Here is an 18414-nt window from a genome sequence, read left to right on the forward strand (position 1 = left end):
GACACTATAGTATTTCTATTCACCAAAACAAGCTGTCATAGCTTCTTGATTATATGTGTTTGCTTTTTCTTCTAACTCAGCTGCATAATCCGCTGCATTTTTTCCATCTATACGAACTGAATCTTCAATCCCTGCATAAGCTTCAGCAATAAAGTTTACAAATCCAGGAATTTGTGTATCACCAAATGGTATTACATTTATACACTTTTCAAAGAATGCATCAAAATATGGACCATATTTCAAATCTTCCTCAGTTGCATTTTCTTTTTCTGCTGATGGATAGAACGCTTTGATTCCGTCCCAAATTGTTTCGTCTAAAGTAATAGGCAATGGCATAGATTGTCTGAAAATATCTACTCCTGCTTCATCCTTTAATGTGCTGTAAGCTTCCAGCTTGTATTTCCAGCCTTCTGATCCCCATCCCATCCATTTTAATAATTCATATGCTTCTCTTGGATGTTCTGTTCCTGATGAAATACCGCCAAAATCAAGTACACCAAATACATTTTTAGAACCAGAACCTTCTACTACTGGTGTTGTATAAGGTACAAACTCAATACCTTTTGCTTTATACTCATCTGTATCAAATAAGTTAAGATATGTCCACCATGCATCTAATTGAAATCCTAATTTTCCTGAGTTACCAGCCCACGCTGTTCTGTCTCCCAGCCAAGCTTCATTTTCATCAGTATCAAAATATGGAGCATGATATTTACCATTTACTAATTCAGCCCACTGATTCACACCTTTTGCCCAGTTTTCCATATGGAATGACGTTCCGTCCCATCCAAATTCACCAATACAATTTGGATCAGCGGCTACTGGATAGTAAGTTACGATAGAATGAAACTGATTAAATCCATAAATTCCATCACTTGGAGATGTTACCGCTTTAAATGAATTAATCATTTCATCCCAAGACCAATCAGTAGAAGGCATTTCAACATTTAATTTATCAAAAACTGCCATATCTGCATAAATTGCATCTGGGAAGAATTTCATAGGTGAAGCGTACTTTTTATCTGTTCCATAATACCCCATTTTTGCTTCATTAATAGTTGGTAAAACATTTTGACTTTCTGGATCTGTTTCCCAGTATTCTGTCATATCCCCAAGTAATTGGTTAGATAAAGCAAAATCACAATTACCAAGAATCATCATACAATCCGGTGTTTCACCGTTATTTACCATGTTAAGTAATGTATTGTTGTACTCTGCATCTGCTGGATAGTATTGCGTTTCTACTGTAATATTTGGATACTTTTCCATAAACTTCTCAGCCAGATAAGGAACCAATGTCGCATTGTCAAAATGCACATAAGTAAGTGTAATATTCTCAGTTGTCATTTCTGGTAAACCTGCTGGTTCTTCTGTCGCTGCTTCTGTTTCTGCTGCCTCAGTTTCTGTTACCGTTGTGTCATTGGTATCTTCTTCTTTTACAGTACTTTTTGCACAGCTTGTAAACATTGTAATTGATAATGTTAAAACCATCAACAAGCTTATCATTTTTTTCATATTTCTCATAAAAATCTCCTCCTATTTTTTATAAAAATTATTTATGACTACTCATATTTTTCATGATAAAAAATATGATTATTCACCTGTAATACCTGTGCGATCAACACTTTCTACAAATTGACGCTGTAATATAAAATACATAATCAGTAATGGTAAAATGCTCAACATGGTACCCGCCATTTTTATTGATTCATTTAGACTTAACATGCTGTTTCCTGATACACTGGCTTGAGCTGAATAAGTATCTGCAAAGTTTTTCAATGATACAACCAACGTAGTCCAGTCACTTTTTGATACGGCACCGCAAACATATAGTTGTGTTAAATAAGACTCATTCCAATACCATACAATGGAAAAGAGAAATACAACAAGTATTGCTGGTGCCGCAGATGGTATTGCAATTTTTACAAAAGCTTTAAAATGTCCTGCACCATCTATTTTTGAGGCTTCAATTAATGCCTGGGGTACCTGCTTAAAAAACTGATAAAAAATCAATATAAAAATCTGGCTCTTTAGTCCTTGTCCTAAAAAAGCTGGAAAAATAAATGCTTTTAAGGAATTGAGAATTTTCAAATCAGAATACCATACATAGTTTGGCATCATAGTTACCTGGGGAGGAAGAATAAAAGAAAAAATCAAAATAGCCATCATAATCTTCTTCCCTTTAAAATCATATCTTGCAAAACCATATCCGATTATCGAACACATAACAACATTCAGTAAAGTGGGGATGCCTGCAATTATTACTGATTGTACAAACGTTTTCCAAAAGTTCATGGATTTTGCCGCATTTACATAATTGGTAAGGTAAAACTTACTAGGCAGCCAATTAACGGAAGTATCAAGTAAATCATCAATTGGCATAAAACTCCGGCTAATCATATACAACAGTGGATATAAGTAAACAAACCCAATACAAATTAGTAATAAATAAATAATTCCCAGCTTTCCTATTCCCTGCTTGTCTTTCGAGCCTAACATAACTTTTCGGAATTTATCTCTATTGAAGACTGGCATTTTTATTCCTGTTCTTTCTTTCATACCGTTCCCCCTTCCTGCGTGTTTTCTTCAGTGCCCTTTCTTGGCGTTTTTGCATTTTTCTAAATGACTTTGCTTTCTTTTCATAAATATCCTTCTTTACAATAAAGAGAACTGCTACAACAGCAACCAGAATAGTTACAATAATAGCATACATCCATGCCATGGCTGAAGCGTATCCATATCCACGACTGACATCAAACATAGCACTCTGGATTAATACAATAATTTCATTTTGTTCGTTATTGGATAAGAAAATAACTGTATACACAGCATTTAGCAAAAGCATTGGCTTAATAGTAGGTAGTGTTATCTTCCAAAATTCTTCCCACAACGAACTTCCATCTATTTTGGCAGCTTCATATAAAGAAGTGTCTATTTTTTGTACTGCTGCCAGAAAAATAAGAATTTGAACACCCGAATACCATAAAATCATAATCATATTACTAAATAAATCTGTAATTGACTGTGCCAACATACCTGGCAGATATTGATCTAGTACTTGATAAATCATAGTTACATTCATTGCTGGTATAGATGCAGCGCCCTGCTCTGCCAGCTGTCCCATAACAGGACCACTTGCAATGATTACCGGCAGAAAGAATACTAGTCTGAACAAACCCTTCCACCGGATTTTACTATTTAAAAGTAATGCAATGATTAAAGCAAATACTACTATAACGGGAACTGCCAGAAGGGTATTGATTGCGTATCCTGTTAAAGCAGTTGGAAATTCCACATCTCTTTGCCATATATCCAAATAATTTTTTAAAGCAACTGGAGTTAATATCCTTCCTTTTGGTGTCATCTTAATTTTATAAAAGGCATACTGGAAGGACTGGATAAGGGGATATATTACAAAAAGCAAAGTTCCTATAATCCAAGGAAGTACAAACAGATATCCAACACGTCCTTCTCGTTTCTTAAGGCGGCCAGGTTTTAATTTTTTCACTTTTTCTCTACTCATTCCTTCACCACCTTATATGACATTGCTTCTACGGATACACCCTCTTCCGTTTTCTGCTGTTCAGAATAATTTACATAAATTTTAATACCGTTACTATAAGAAACAATGGTAACACCAGAAGACATTTTTTCATGCTCCGTAATATAAGCACCTTTTACCGCTTCATTTACTTCTTTTAGTTTTTGATAATAATCTATTATTTCATCTTTATATACACTATACTTAGATGAGTATACATCACAAGAATTAGTATATAATAACTTGACTGGATCTTCCCACGTCAGGTAAAAGGATGGATAGATGCCTGTTTCTACTAATTCCAAAAAGTATTTCTGCTTGTTCGCCTCAAAATTGATATAGTCCCCATACATCGGGATAACCCCTTTTAAAGCAATGGATAAAAACGGCACATCTTGATCCGTATAAATGTAATCCGAAGACCCAGTAGGAATATTATTAATTGCAGATGCGTATTTCCACAAATAAGCAAAAGGTTCTTCCAATACTAAATCCATGGTTCCATTTAATGTTTCAAACATTCTCGCGTAGGTATTTGCTGTTTCCAAACGATTATATGTCTGACCACTATAGGTATAAGAGAAAAGCTCATTGGTTACACCAGAAACCGCCAGTTTGTCAATCCCTTCTTTTTTATAGCTTTGCATCAGACTGTCCATATTCTCTAAAGTCTTAGAAGGAGTTAGATAAACCATTGTTTCATACACATCTTTATACGTATCTTCTTCAAATAATCTCTTATCCATCTTCTTAATAACGTTAAAGGTTGTATTACTCGTATCTGGGTTTGCTCTTAGTGCATCTTGGTACAAATAGAAATCCACTCCCATATCCTTCATACTTTCTACCAGTCTGGTTACACCACTTGTACCACCAATACTGTTGTCGGCCTTGTATTTGGTAACAGGAAGATTATATAGACCTCCCTTTTGCCAGCCACGGTACACAGCTAATATATCTGTAACCTCCTGCTTGTTAAGATCTTCGATTATTTCTTTTACTTGCTTAGTTGTAGTTACAGGAACATCTTTTTTAAAGATCATCCAGTTTTCTACATCATTAGCAAGGATATCAAGTCGTATCTTAAAGTCATCTTCTTTTTCTGCTAAACCAGCATCCTCTAGTAAATATGCTCTGTATTTTTCAGCAAGCCCCACATAATTGGCTTCGTCCTCACGAACTAATGCAAATCTTACCCGAATGTTACTGTGGGTACGTTCTTTTTCTACTATAGTAGTGGAACCACCGGATTTACTGGTTGGCTGAACATACACCTGTCTCAACCTGAACTTTGAAGTAATCCAGTTGTAATCTGTGTATGCACCATTAGGATATGCTTCTATAGCTGCATCAAATGAACCTTCTTCGATAATTCCCAGGTACCCAAGCTTTGTATCTGTGTGAACCATCCCGAATACAGGTGCCATAATATACTCCGAGTTGTTTACGGTCTGAAACTTATCCCAAAACAGTGAAAGCACATAAGATTCATCAAATCCAATATTTTCACCATACACCTTTTGAGAAAAACCAGAGCTGTATTTTCCTTCGTTATCTTCCAAATATATTAATGCACCATTTCCATCTGGAATAAACATATATCCCTGCCGTTCCCCTAAATAAGTATTTCCCATAAACGGGTACACATATATGTTACCTATTTTATACTGTTCTGAAGTTTCTTTAATGGACGAATCTGGTATCGTCACGGTAAACCCTTTTTCTGTCAATGTACCCTTAACTTCTAAGCTAAATCCATATTTTTCGTAGGATATTTCTGCAAGAAAACCATCTCCAATTAAGGACACTGACACCTCTGCTTCATTTAAAAGACTTACTCTGGTCAATTGTGTAGAAACATTGTCAATTACTTCCAGCACAATACCTGACTGCATAAAATTTTTCCATGATTCATTGGTTTTCCCATCATCCTCTGCGGTTGATTCCAACATTGCTCCTGTAGTCTTATCCACAATAATAACTGATAATGTATTTTCTTGAAGATATAATTGGTAATCCTCAGTTTCTGCAATTAATCTATGTTCTTTTATTGTTTGATTGGAATTTTTAAATGGATTTGGTTCCGACTCTCTGGCATCCTCTGCCCCGGCTGTTTCTACAATATTTATAAACTCTGCTTTTTTATTCTGCACCTTATCTGAGCTTATGGTTTTATATAAAACTCCAGCTCCAATCAGAACCAGTAACAATATACTAACAAACAGATATTTTATTGTTTTCCCTTTACGTTTCAAGTCGATACACCACCTCTCCAGCAATTGTCACTACGAATTCAAGTACCTGCGTGAATAAAATGTAAATAATAAATATAAGCAATGCAGCAATAAGTACAGTAAATATAGTTAACAAAAGTATTTTAATTGTGCTGCGGATTGTATAGTCATTTATTTCTTTTAACGCAATAAAGAGGAGAACTGCAATCCAGCTTATCATAATGTAGTTTGTCAGCTGTACTAAAAATACTTCACTATACGTAATCACATTACTTAACAGAATAACAATAGGTTTTATAAAAATATATGGTGTCAATGCATACGCATAAGCACAGTAAAGTTGTTTAAAGGTACCTTCTCCTTCATTAATTGTACACATCAAGTAGTTGCAGGCAATTAACATTAAGAAGATAACTATCACGGTACCTGCATCACCAATTAAATCATATTGGCCATCCCGGACTGTTTTTAGTAGAAAACCACATCCGTATTTACCAATAATACTTAAAATAATAACACCAAGTAAAATAAGATTTGCACATAAATAGGATGCTTTTTGTTCCCTCTTTACACCATAGCAGCCATCTACAGGATGCTTCATAAAATAACGTGAATAAACCATTTGTTTTACCAGAAGCCTGTCATAAAATCCTCTTACTTTTTTTTGTAATGGATTAAAAATGCCCTTTTTCTTTTGCAGCCTTTTTAACACCTGAACACAGGCAAAAACTAAAATCAAAACACCCATTGACAAAATTAAATTATCACGTATCCACTGATTTCTGACTTCCCAAAAGGCATCTGAATATCCGTCAAAATCCTTTGCTAACCTGGCGTACTTTAAAGCTTCACCATAATTTTCTTCTTGTAAATAAGCACGGCACATTGCCTTATTGGCATAATCAAACAAACTGTTCATTTCCAAAACCTGGGTGAGAGGTTCTTTACTTTCTGTGTATCTTCCTTTTTCATATAGGAACAATGACTCGTGAAGCAGGTTTGTAAATTCAGTGGGTTTAAAAATCTGTACTTGTTTTTTCTCTGCATCCAGCAGATACAGATTACTTTCGTTATCGACTCCAATTGCTGCCACTTTGTCACATAAACCAATTCTGCCACGTCCATCATCTCGACCACCAAATACAAATAGTAACTCACCATCACTATTATATTCATAAATATACCCATCTTGGGATGCAACATAAATGTTATCATATGCTCCTGTTGTTACAGACGCCGGCAGCTCATCATAGGCATCTGGTACGATTAAATTACTGCCCGCAATATTTAGTTTCTTTAGCGTATACTGATAATCTCCCTGAGTAACTGTATAAATCAGTCCACTTTCATCTATTGAAAGATTTGTTGGGGTAGATGGCAGCTTGCTTAGCATTTTAGCCTTTTGCTCATCGGTAAAAATAGCTCTCTGAAATACTTCCAACAAACTAACCGATGTATAGTTAGTACCGAAATACCCAATAAATGTTCCTCCATTGGTTGGAGCTATCTGTACAATACCATTGGTGTTTCCTTCACATATAATATACATATTGCCACTTTTATTCACAACAAGCTTTTGTGGCTTAAAATCCATGCTTTCTCCATATAAAGGATGATCTGGCTTTCCATATTCCTGTATTTTATTTCCTTCTTCATCAAATACAACTACTTTTTTGCCATCCTTATCTGCAACATAAAGTGTTTTGTCCTTTGTTACATAAATACCAGTCGGAGCAGTTAATTCTCCTTCTCCAATCGTTCTTATATAATTACCTTCTAAATCAGAAACTAACACCTTCTTGCTTCCAGTATCTGCAATATATATAAAGCCATCCTCTGTTACAACCATATCCGAAGGTGACAGCAATGCATCCTCACCTACTTTTGTAATAGAAGCATCTGGCATATATGCGCTTTGCGTCTCTGTAACATATCCATAACCATCAATTGTATAGGTTTTATATGGTGTAGAAGCATAGGAAATCTCAGAACCAGTTACGATACAGGTAATTATAAGCAATAACAACGCGCTTAATTTCCTCTTCATACTTAACTCCCATCTGTGCGCCTTCCGCACGTCTGATAATCAATCCAACTCTAGTTTGTCTCATTTACTTAATACCAGAATGTGCCATAGTATTCATCATACTTTTCTGTAACACAATGAACAGTAAAAAGTTTGGAATAAACATAATTAATCCTGCTGCCGCTGCGACTCCCTGACCTGCAACTGTATTGTTTGCCGAAGCCAGCGAATTCATATAAAATGCTAAGGTTTTAAATCCTTCTGAACTTACATAAAGATTTGAACTTTCTACATTTATCCAAACCTGTTGAAAGGCTAAAATAGCCGAAGTCGCAATCGCTGGTTTAATCAGTGGAATAATAATTTTAAAATATACTCTTAAGTCTCCTGCACCATCCATATAAGCCGCTTCAATTAAGGCATCTGGAACCTGGTCAATAAACTGTTTTACCAAAAACAGACTGACTGGCATTGCCAGCAGTGGCAAAACATGAGCTAGATAAGTGTCAGTTAAACCAAGTACATTTATTGTCAGATATCTAGGAATCATTACTGCAACTGGTACAAACATTAATGCCATATTGTTCACTTCCATAATGGCGAATTTCCCTTTAAATTTAAGTTTTGACAACGCAAATCCAGACATGGTAGACAGTAAAATAGAACCTCCTACTACTGCAATTGTTACCAGGATACTGTTAAATACATACCGGCTTAGTGGTATTCCAGACGTCTGAGAAGCTTTCATAAGTTTTGTGAAATTATCCAGTGTAGGTCTTGAAACAAAAAACTTTGGTGGAAATGCAAATAACTCGTCCATTGGTTTAAATGCGTGACAAATTATAAAAATAATTGGTAATAGCATGAAAAGTGCTAATGGTAATATAGCTATTATAATTTTAAGCTGTCCACGTTCAAACTTCTGGGGATTAATATTACTACCCTTATATCCTGCCATACTGCGCCTCCTCTCTAATTCTTTTCTTGAAACAGCTTTTTAGAAACGGTTGAAAAGAAATAAACAATTCCCAGTAATACAACTGAAACCGCTGCGGCATAACCCATTTCATACCGGATAAAACCATAATCTTCAATATGGTTTACAATTAACTGTGCTGCATAACCTGGTGTCGGATTGATTCCTGCAAGCTGAACACTAATTAATCCATTCTGAAAGGTACCTACAATTGCCATTACAGCACCAAATAACATTTGAGGCTTCATAGTAGGAATGGTAATATAAATCATCTCCTGAAAACGATTTTTCACCCCATCAATGGCTGCTGCCTCATATAGAGATTCATCTGCATTCAAAATTCCAGCCAGCATGGCCAAAAATCCAACTCCCATACTGCTCCATAGCGCCACAACAATTACAATAGGCAACAGATACCTTGCATCTATCAACCAGATAACAGGTTCTGTTATAATACCCAGCCGCATCAGCCAGCTATTTAAATAACCAGTCTGATCCCCACTGAAAATAATTTTCCATAATACCGTCATTGCAACACCAGAAGTCATGCTTGGTGAATAAAATATTAATGCAAGAATGGTTCTTGGAACTTTTGGAAGCTGAGCTAATGCCCATGCCAGCAGGAAAGACAAAATATATCCCCCTGGTCCTACAATCAAAGCATATAAAATTGTATTAGGCAGTACATATTCCATAAAAATATCATCTCTGGTCAATAGATTTACATAATTTAAAAACCCTTTAAAACTTGGCATTTCAATTGTATTAAAATTTGTAAAAGACAAACCAATTGCGATAACCGTAGGAATAATTATAAATGTTAAAAACAAAATCAGGTAAGGTGCCAGAAAAGCATATGCCGTCTTATTACCGCTTTCATGTTGTCCAATTTTTGTTTTTTTCGTTTTCTTCTTGGTACTCAACCTTTCTACCCCCTTACTCATTGTTTTTCAATATTTCTTCAACGGTTTCATTGTTTGGAATTTTATATTGTTTCAATACTTCTCCATCTTTCAGATATCCAAACTCTTCCAGTTTCCGTTCTGTTTCCCGATTAATACGCTTTACTGAATTATCCAGTGTTATTCTTAAATCTTTACCTTGTACTACAATTGCATTGTATGCATTGCTGATTTCCCGTTCCACCAAATATGAACCGAAAATTCTTGGTGCTTCCATAATCCATTCATCCTGACTGACAATCACCTTTTTATCCTCGGATTTAATAGGAAGACTTTGAAAGGCTTCTGTGTTAGCAGTACTCCAGATATATTCATCCCCGTAAGTGATTTGCAGTGTTTGTCCATACTCTGCCTGAACTTCTGCACTAGACCACCACTTCATAAACTGCCAAGCTTTTTCTTCTCTTTCATCATCCGACTTAAACATTACGGTACTTTCCATACCTCCTGATGTATAGCGGAGTACTTCTCCATTCTCATCTACAACACCTGGTACCACAGCAATCCCCCACGAATTTGCGATTTCAGGCGCAGCATTGGTAAGCAGGTTATAAACTGAATAGTCCGCAATACCTACCGGCAAATCTCCATTCCTAAAATGCTGGTAAAAGCTTGGAATGTCTTTTGGTAAGTTATAAATAGTAAAAAGCTCTGTAAGTTCTTCAAAACCAGCTACTGCTTCTTCGCTGTTAATCGTTGTATCACCTGCGTAATCACCATACAGGCTTGCCCCATGCTGAAAAAGCAGCGGTGTCGTACCATGAAAAGTTCTCATTGCCAACATGCCTGCTGTAGGATAATAAAAATTTAATCCTCTCATTTGTAGTTCAGGAAGCATATTCTTTACATCTTCCATCGTATCCGGCACTTCCAGATCTAACTTTTCTAAGATATCTTTTCTATAATATAGAACCCAAAAATTTCTTGTTTCTGGCAAAGCGTAAATTCCGTCCTCAATTGTTGCTGGTACTAATAATCCTGAAGAATACCTTCCTGCAACTTCTGAAAAATCTTCAAACTTTGTTAAATCTTCAACTGCCCCACGAATTCCCAATTCAAATGGAATTGCATAGTTAATGCCAGTAGCAATATCTGGCGCATCTCCTGATGCATTGGCGAGAACCAGTTTGTTCTGGTCAGGCATCAAGGATAAGTCAACCTTTATTCCCGTTTCCGCTGTAAACTGCTCGTCAATCATTTTTTGCATTATTTCCAAATGCTGTCTTGAACGGTTTACCCAAATTTGTAAATGCTCTTGATTTGTATTACTTGCAGAATAATCCTGCTTAAAGAAGGATGATACAAATCGTTTTATACTCATTCCAGCAGCTCTAAAAAAGCCAATTTTTTTAGGAAGTTTTGCCCCTTCCTGATACAAATAAATTCGATCTACTGATAATTTATTTTTGTTTAATCCATCAAGTAGATTTGCCAAAAATGTATTGACAGAATTGACACTTGTAGCCAATTCAGCCATTCGATACGGCAGTTTATCAGGTTCTTTACCTAAACTTCTTAATTGTGAAGACGCAACTGAAATTTGAGAAAAAGCACCTATTTTACTTTTTCCAGGACTATAAACCCTTGCATCTTCCATTAAAGAATCCAGTATATCCGCATAATCAATTAACTGTTGTCCTACCCCTGGAATATAAGCTTCCATATCCAAATCACGATACTTATCTTTGTTAGTTCCTGCAACTTTTACTATTTCCAACGACAGGTTGTTTACTTCTGACATAATTCCTTCTACAGATTCCAATACATATCGAATCGGATCTATGCTTATAGTAAAAGAAATAGTGTGAACTCCCTTTTCCAGATAAACAGAAAGCTTATTGTTGTCATTGTCTTGTAAGGTTGTCATTTTATAGCTTTTATCATAATTTAATGGATAATCTTTATACTCAGTATTGGGAATCTTACCATCTATCTTCACATTAATAAACACTGGAAAATCAGCCTTGTCACTCTGCCTATAATTTAAAGCAATATTAAAATATCCAGACTGCTCTACTTCCTGTTCATAAGTTATTGTCTGTCCCGCATCCTTAAACGATGTCCCATCAATCGTATTCAGCACTCTGCTGTCAATTTCATAAGGTGTCAGATTTACATCGTACTCACAAATACCATGAATTGAAGAATCATTTCGGTATAAAGGTTCTTCTGCCTGTATTTCATAACACTGTTCTCCTGCTGCCTTCTCAGAACCAGAATATTCTGGTATGTTCTGTTCTGGATTTAAATATATATTTCCAATCAGAATATTTCCTTCTGAAACAGCAAGTTCTAACACATTAGTGCCTTTTTTCAGCTGTACCCCTAATGGTAAAGAATACCTGTAACTTGCATCCATTACATATTTGTTATTCCATTCCTTCATTTTTTCTGGAACAGCTACTATTTGATTTCCATATCGATCATAAGATTTTTCTTCATTATCCTTCCAAAGACTTTCAAAGACCAGCCTTCTAGCCTCATAAAAAGGATATACTCCATTTACTTTCATGGACATTTCTACTGGCAAAATTGCTTCATCATAAGATAAATAATCAAAACTAATATAATAAACTGCTGCTTCAGGAGCCTCAACTACAAATTCTCCTTTTTGCCCAATATTCATTTGAACTGCGTCATTTTTGTACCCAAAAGAATCTGTAGCTATCTGAAGTTCTCCATCCTTATTATATGCCTGACCAATTGGTATCTCTATGACCTCCCCATGATAAGGGCTTGTCTCATACGTCTGGCTAACATATGTATACCTTTGGTTTAATATTTCACTTGTATACGCTGACGATGCAGTTGTGTTATTGCTACCCTCTGCTGCAACCCTGTTCATATACCCAACAGGTAAGCTGATAATCAACATGGTTATAACCAGCAGTAAAGCTATTGCATGTGAAACTCTTTTTTTCCCCATACCCTTCCTCCATTTCTTAGCAAGCTTTTTGCAAATTGTTTAGGTATTTTTAAATTAATTTAATTTTAACACATTTATACCACATCGTCAATTGGTACGTACAAGTTATTTAGTCGTTTTGCACATTTTTTAAATAAGTACTTTCTACATTATATATATTTTGAACATCCACTTTTGTTTGCATTTAAAAAACTATAGTAATTTATATTAATCCAAACAACTAATTAGTTGTGACTGCTTCACATCCACTGCCTAATATAGATGTTCCATCTTCTGATAACGCAGAAAAGGTCAGTACTGTTTTCAAGCCATATTCATCCCACTGTTTTAACAATACCCCTTTATATTCTGTCTTTCCTAGTGTAATTTCCATTTGATTATCACCTGATAATTTCCACTGGCCTGAAACCTCTCCTGTAACAGTATAATCTTCATTCAATGAAATCAAAACCGATTTCTTAATGAAACTTGAAATATCTCTCATCTGGTTGATTAACTTGTACGTTCCAACTACTTCTGTATCTTGAATTACTTCTAAAGATTCACCAATATAACGATATGGTGCAGCTACAAACCAATCATCTTCATTTAAAAACAACTGATGAACCCGGACCTCATGGGCTTCTCCTCTATTTTCAAACCTTGTATGAAAAATCATAAAATATTTACCTGTTTCTTCGTCATATGCTACAGAATTATGACCTGGGGATACATATCCATTTCTTAACTTTCCGTTTTCGCCCTCTAGCCATTGAAAGCTAATATTTCCAAGAATTTTAGCACCAAATTCAGCTGCTGCTGTATCATCAAAAACAGTGTTAGCAGGCCCTTTACAATTAATCATATCATTGCCTGCCGAATCATAATATGGTCCATCTGGAGTTTTAGAACGGCAGACACGAATGTTATACCCTCCATCCGCCGCCAATCCGCCAAATGACAAGAACATGTAATAGTACTCTGATTCTGGACTATAAATAATATACGGTGCTTCAATGCGAAGATGGTTTTCACCCAATAATTTCTTTCCATAGCCTGTCTCCAGCGGAAACCCTGTTTCTGGATTCAATTCTAATATAAATACACCTCCTGAATACGAGCCATATACCATCCATAGTTTTCCTTCCTTGTCAAAGAAAACACAAGGATCTACTACATTGGGCTGCTCCGCTGCATTATAAATGCCGCCATCTTCACTTTCTATATCACTGCCCATTCCTGATTTCAATATGATTCCAAGATTCTTATAAGGACCTTCTACATTATCTGATACTGCTATTCCCAGCGCGGATAAAGGACTGTCTCCCCTACAGGCACAATAATACATATAAAATCTTCCATCCTGCAATTGAATGACATCAGGTGCCCATAATGTATCTGTCTGCGCCCACGTTAACGCATCTTCTAATTCCACAGGAGCATCTGGTATAATAGTATTACCAGCATTTACTCCTGTTGAAAGCAGTGTCCAGTTCATTAAATCTGTAGATTTTGCTCCAGCCAGATGAGATCCAAAAATATAATAGGTTCCATCCACTTTAATGACCGACGGATCGTGAACACTTACGTTAGCAAAACTATGTTTCTCATTTGCATCTGCTTTTAGTTTGATTCCTGCAAGCGAATCTGATTCCTCTGTTTTTTGTGTACTTTCCTCAGCTGCCTCAGTTACCGCTTCCGATTGTGCAGTATTTTTATTATTCATTTCCTTGCTATCACATCCACTTATCCCCAACACAATGATTCCTACAGCAAGAAGGCTGAACGTTGTTTTTTTAATCGAATTTTTTCCATAAAACATGATTCTCCTCCTTAAAATTCTGTTTTTTCTTGCTTCAGATATTCAAATACTGGAATATCTTTCTCGTCCCACTTCACTTCCAGTATCATGGTATGCCGGTTGGGATCTAACAAAGAATCTCCGACTATCTCCTCATATGGACGTGCATGATAAATCATTAAATCCCGACTATCATCTTCTGATTTTGTAAAACTGTTATGCCCCGGTCCATAAATTCCTTTTTCACTATCTGTTTTTAAAACAGGATTTCTTGACTTTTTCCAAGAAAGGGGATCTAATAAATCAGAATTCTCATCTGCCATCATCATGCCCAAACAATAACAAGCACCTGTTCCACTAGCTGAATAAGTTACATATATTTTTCCATTTCTTTTTAATACAGCCGGACCTTCATTTACCCAAAACGCAACTCTTTCCCAATCATAATCCGGAGTTGTCAGGAGAACTTGTGCTGTTTTTAACTTGTATGGGCTCTCCATTTTAGCAATATATAAGTTAGATATTTGTAATCCAACACTCACTTTTTCTGCCCAGACAAAATATCTCTCTCCTTTACTTTCAAACACAGTTCCATCCAGCGAAAATGCCTGGAAGGAAAAGGGATCCTCGTTATCACACTGCATCTTACCTTTTTCAACCCATTTTCCACTCATTGGGTTTTCATCTTCACATTCCAGCACAAAAGGTCGTATTTCCCAAATATTTTCCGCCTCTCCTGCCGCAAAATAGATATACCACTTATTATCCAAATAATATAACTCTGGTGCCCAGACATGTTTGCTCATTTCACCAGTCTCATGCTTTGTCCACAAAACAACTTCTTCTGATTCCTGTAAACCTCGTATTGTTTTAGAACGTCGTAAAATAATTTTATCATACTCTGGAACAGAGGCTGTAAAATAGTAATAACCATCTGTATGCTTATAAATGTATGGATCTGCACGGTTTAAAATAAAAGGTTTATTATACTCTGTCCATTTAATATTATTTTCATTTGTTTTCATCTCTTATCCTCCTAATTATGACTGTCTGATACGCATTCGAATCACAGAAACCGAATACGCAGGTGCCTTATAAATAAATTCATTGTTTACATCTATCTCAAACAATTCTGTTTTTACCAACTCAGGATGCTTCCATGTATTTTCATCCTTTGCTGATGATCCAGTAAGTAATTCTACTGTTGCTTTACCTGTTAATTCAACTTGATTTATTTTTAAATTTATGTTGCTTTCTGTTTCAGATGAATTTACCAATTTAATAATAATATCATTAGTTTCCTCATCCATACTCACAGTTTCGTACACTGGAAGAACCTTTTTAACTTCAATCGAATGATACAGTTCATCGTTCAGATAACATTCTATCCGTTCTTCCTTTACCACCACTTTAATCTCATACCATTCACCAGTACGTATCGTAATGTTTTTTATTTCACTAACTGTAGTCTTGGTTCCACCAAGTGCCTGCTCTACTACACTTCTTGTATTGTTCCATCCGCCAATATTCCAGTGATAAAAATTATTCAAATCCTTTACTGCAAACGGTATTAGAAAGCCTTCACTCCCTGATATTTTCTTTGCTCTTACTGTAAAAGTGTAATTCTTCCACTCAGGTGTTCCTATATATACAGCACTTCCCATAATATCTTCATTCGTTGGATATGCGTCATTTTTTTGTACAAAAAAACTTTCTCCATCTTCCTCAACAATTCCCCAGTTACCTTGACTGCTGGTTTTCCATTGGCTGTCCTTTTTCAGAAAATCTGTTTCGTAAAGCACTTGACCAGTATCATTATTTACCACTTTAATATCATCGTAAGCTGCTGATGTTTTCCAAGTTCCCAGTCCAATATACCCCGATATTCCCCCCATATTTTCACCCGCTAAAACAGATGGTACAATATAATCCCCCACATTATTCATAAACATTTTCTGCACATAATAATTAGCACTTCCAAATACTGAAGACTGATTAAACCAAATCATATCTGGTTTCCATTGAGAAGAAAGCGTATTTCCAAACAACGGGGCATATGCCGCCAGTTTGACCACATCACTATTTCTTTCCAAGCCTGTCATATATGCCGCCTCTGCTACGGCGGCTTTTAGTGTATTGGATTTAGCCGCATATTCTCCTAAAAATACATCTGTATTTTCTCTTTCATACGTATCATAACGAAATACATGTTGCAAAAACCATTCTGGTTCATTGTAATAATGTTCATCAACTAAATTAGCAAATTTCATTTCATCATTATTGTGACTATTAATACAATTCCAAGCATATTCATATAAATCACCATCAGATGCTGGACCTGAAGTAGTAATCAGCTGAATGTCTGGATATTTCTCACGAATCGCCTTTACAAATTGAGTGTACCGCTTAAAATATTCTTCTCCCCACTGCTCGTTGCCAATACCTAGATATTCCATATCAAATGGTTGTTCATGCCCCATTTCAATTCTTTTTGCTCCCCATTCAGTAGTGCCATCACCACGGCAAAACTCTATTAAATCTAGTGCATCCTGAATATATTCTTCTAATTCTTCATCAGTTGTCAACGTACCAGTCTGCCCATTTGCCCTGGCCTGACAAGACATTCCACAATTCACTACTGGAACTGGTTTCGCTCCCAAATCCTCGCATAACTGAAAATATTCATAAAATCCAAGACCATATGTCTGATAATACGGATTTTCTTTTGTTCCAATCCATAAATTTAAGTTCTGTTTCCTTTCTGATATGTCTCCTATTGTATCCTTCCATTTGTAAGCAGTTGATAAAGGATTTCCTTCAACAATACATCCTCCTGGAAATCGGATAAAGGATGGATTAAGTTCTTCTAACATCGCCACTAAATCTGCACGCAGACCATTTTTTCTGTTTTTATAAGTATTTTGTGGAAATAACGATACCATATCTATGTCTATTGTTCCTGAACTATTTAACAGTAATGAAAGTCTTCCCTTTTCAGTATCCTGTTTAGCCGTTATGGATAAAGTATACTTTTCCCAATCAGCCGATTCTGTTTTCTGACTCAAATCAATTTTCCCATCTGCCACCACTTGGTTAGCTTCATCGAGTAATTCGATTGTCAGTAGCCCAAAATAATCTTTTCTTTTTATATAAACCGAAAAATCATATTTTGCATTTTTCTGAAAAAACATACCTTCTAAAAATCCTTTGTTAGTAATTCCTCCTTTAGAGTCTGTATTATTATTAATTTTTATATACTGTGAATTATTTTTATTCAAACCACCTTCATTCATAATTTCTAGTTCAACATCACCCACTGCTTCATATCCATGCAAAGCACCATTTTCGGCATATTGTTCTTGAAATTCAAACGAACGATTTTTTACCATTTCTGCATATAGTCCGCCATCTGCTGCAAAATTGATATCTTCAAAAAACAGACCATACAAGGTATCACTTACATCAATGCCTCTTCCTAAACCATTAATTTCGATCTGGTATTGATTCACACTTTTATCCTCCATTTCGCTATTTTGATTTTTATTCTTTTCATTATTACATCCAGATAAAACACTTACCAGAACAAGTATAAGAAAAAATAGTACTTTCCCTGCGTTTTTCAATTTCATTCCCCCTTATGAGTATTTTATTTTATTAAAAAATATTTTACATAATGCTAAACTAATTTAATTATACTAAATGCCTATCTATTCGTAAAGATGTTTTTATATATTTTTAACATGTCTATATCACAGAACAAAGTGTGTGTTCCACACACTCTCGCGATTTCAATCATCTATAAGGAACACACACTTTGCCGCGCCTTGTGGATGTGGCTGTCCTTTAGCCACAATATTCCTTGCCCACAAGTGCGCATCATCCTGCACCCTGTTTTTTTAGGGTGCTTTTTTATGTAATAGGATATGCGGAGCAATTTCCTATTACATAAAAAAACTAAGCGCATAGGTT

General features: G+C 35.6%; 12 protein-coding genes. All 12 read right to left on the reverse strand.

Features of this window, described 5'->3' with window-relative positions; genetic code table 11:
• Positions 1 to 15: 15 nt before the first annotated feature.
• The 12 genes from BM305_RS17130 to BM305_RS17180 all read right to left on the reverse strand — a co-directional run bounded on the left by BM305_RS17130 (position 16) and on the right by BM305_RS17180 (position 18068).
• The gene (locus tag BM305_RS17130) at positions 16 to 1524 is read right to left on the reverse strand and encodes an ABC transporter substrate-binding protein (protein WP_092563731.1); all 1509 of its coding nucleotides are present in this window, start codon (positions 1522 to 1524) and stop codon (positions 16 to 18) included.
• A gap of 69 nt (positions 1525 to 1593) precedes the next feature.
• Positions 1594 to 2559, reverse strand: coding sequence for a carbohydrate ABC transporter permease (locus BM305_RS17135; RefSeq protein WP_092563734.1), 966 nt, complete (start codon positions 2557 to 2559; stop codon positions 1594 to 1596).
• Positions 2519 to 3523: a carbohydrate ABC transporter permease gene (locus BM305_RS17140; RefSeq protein WP_092563737.1), complete on the reverse strand. Its 1005-nt coding sequence runs from the start codon at positions 3521 to 3523 to the stop codon at positions 2519 to 2521. The genes BM305_RS17135 and BM305_RS17140 overlap by 41 nt, the downstream gene beginning before the upstream one ends.
• Positions 3520 to 5796, reverse strand: coding sequence for a DUF5696 domain-containing protein (locus BM305_RS17145; protein ID WP_092563740.1), 2277 nt, complete (start codon positions 5794 to 5796; stop codon positions 3520 to 3522). Before BM305_RS17145 ends, BM305_RS17140 begins: the two co-directional genes overlap by 4 nt.
• Entirely contained in the window at positions 5786 to 7801 is a 2016-nt protein-coding gene (locus BM305_RS17150) for a YIP1 family protein (protein ID WP_242940575.1), read from the reverse strand. Before BM305_RS17150 ends, BM305_RS17145 begins: the two co-directional genes overlap by 11 nt.
• Positions 7761 to 7886 (reverse strand): hypothetical protein, encoded by a 126-nt coding sequence (locus BM305_RS19685; protein ID WP_272481971.1) that lies wholly within the window; start codon positions 7884 to 7886, stop codon positions 7761 to 7763. Before BM305_RS19685 ends, BM305_RS17150 begins: the two co-directional genes overlap by 41 nt.
• Positions 7887 to 8759 (reverse strand): carbohydrate ABC transporter permease, encoded by an 873-nt coding sequence (locus BM305_RS17155; RefSeq protein ID WP_092563746.1) that lies wholly within the window; start codon positions 8757 to 8759, stop codon positions 7887 to 7889.
• Between the two features lie 14 nt (positions 8760 to 8773).
• Positions 8774 to 9700, reverse strand: a complete 927-nt coding sequence (locus BM305_RS17160; protein ID WP_242940576.1) for a carbohydrate ABC transporter permease — start codon at positions 9698 to 9700, stop codon at positions 8774 to 8776.
• A gap of 13 nt (positions 9701 to 9713) precedes the next feature.
• A complete protein-coding gene (locus BM305_RS17165; protein ID WP_092563751.1) occupies positions 9714 to 12665 on the reverse strand; it encodes an extracellular solute-binding protein in 2952 nt (983 codons plus the stop codon).
• Positions 12666 to 12885: 220 nt separating this feature from the next.
• The gene (locus tag BM305_RS17170) at positions 12886 to 14466 is read right to left on the reverse strand and encodes a glycoside hydrolase family 43 protein (protein WP_207649508.1); all 1581 of its coding nucleotides are present in this window, start codon (positions 14464 to 14466) and stop codon (positions 12886 to 12888) included.
• Between the two features lie 11 nt (positions 14467 to 14477).
• Entirely contained in the window at positions 14478 to 15470 is a 993-nt protein-coding gene (locus BM305_RS17175) for a glycoside hydrolase family 43 protein (protein WP_092563754.1), read from the reverse strand.
• A gap of 15 nt (positions 15471 to 15485) precedes the next feature.
• The gene (locus tag BM305_RS17180) at positions 15486 to 18068 is read right to left on the reverse strand and encodes an alpha-L-arabinofuranosidase C-terminal domain-containing protein (protein ID WP_177214787.1); all 2583 of its coding nucleotides are present in this window, start codon (positions 18066 to 18068) and stop codon (positions 15486 to 15488) included.
• Positions 18069 to 18414 lie beyond the last annotated feature (346 nt).

It is taken from the genome of Anaeromicropila populeti, assembly GCF_900112775.1.
Classification (GTDB): Bacteria; Bacillota; Clostridia; order Lachnospirales; family Lachnospiraceae; genus Anaeromicropila_A; species Anaeromicropila_A populeti.

Bases quoted from the DNA above. Each gene is read 5' to 3' on its own strand.
- BM305_RS17175 (WP_092563754.1), bottom strand. From the start codon at position 15,470: ATGAAAACAAATGAAAATAATATTAAATGGACAGAGTATAATAAACCT.
- BM305_RS17130 (WP_092563731.1), bottom strand. From the start codon at position 1,524: ATGAGAAATATGAAAAAAATGATAAGCTTGTTGATGGTTTTAACATTA.
- BM305_RS17135 (WP_092563734.1), bottom strand. From the start codon at position 2,559: ATGAAAGAAAGAACAGGAATAAAAATGCCAGTCTTCAATAGAGATAAA.
- BM305_RS17155 (WP_092563746.1), bottom strand. From the start codon at position 8,759: ATGGCAGGATATAAGGGTAGTAATATTAATCCCCAGAAGTTTGAACGT.
- BM305_RS17140 (WP_092563737.1), bottom strand. From the start codon at position 3,523: ATGAGTAGAGAAAAAGTGAAAAAATTAAAACCTGGCCGCCTTAAGAAA.
- BM305_RS17165 (WP_092563751.1), bottom strand. From the start codon at position 12,665: ATGGGGAAAAAAAGAGTTTCACATGCAATAGCTTTACTGCTGGTTATA.
- BM305_RS17170 (WP_207649508.1), bottom strand. From the start codon at position 14,466: ATGTTTTATGGAAAAAATTCGATTAAAAAAACAACGTTCAGCCTTCTT.
- BM305_RS19685 (WP_272481971.1), bottom strand. From the start codon at position 7,886: ATGAGACAAACTAGAGTTGGATTGATTATCAGACGTGCGGAAGGCGCA.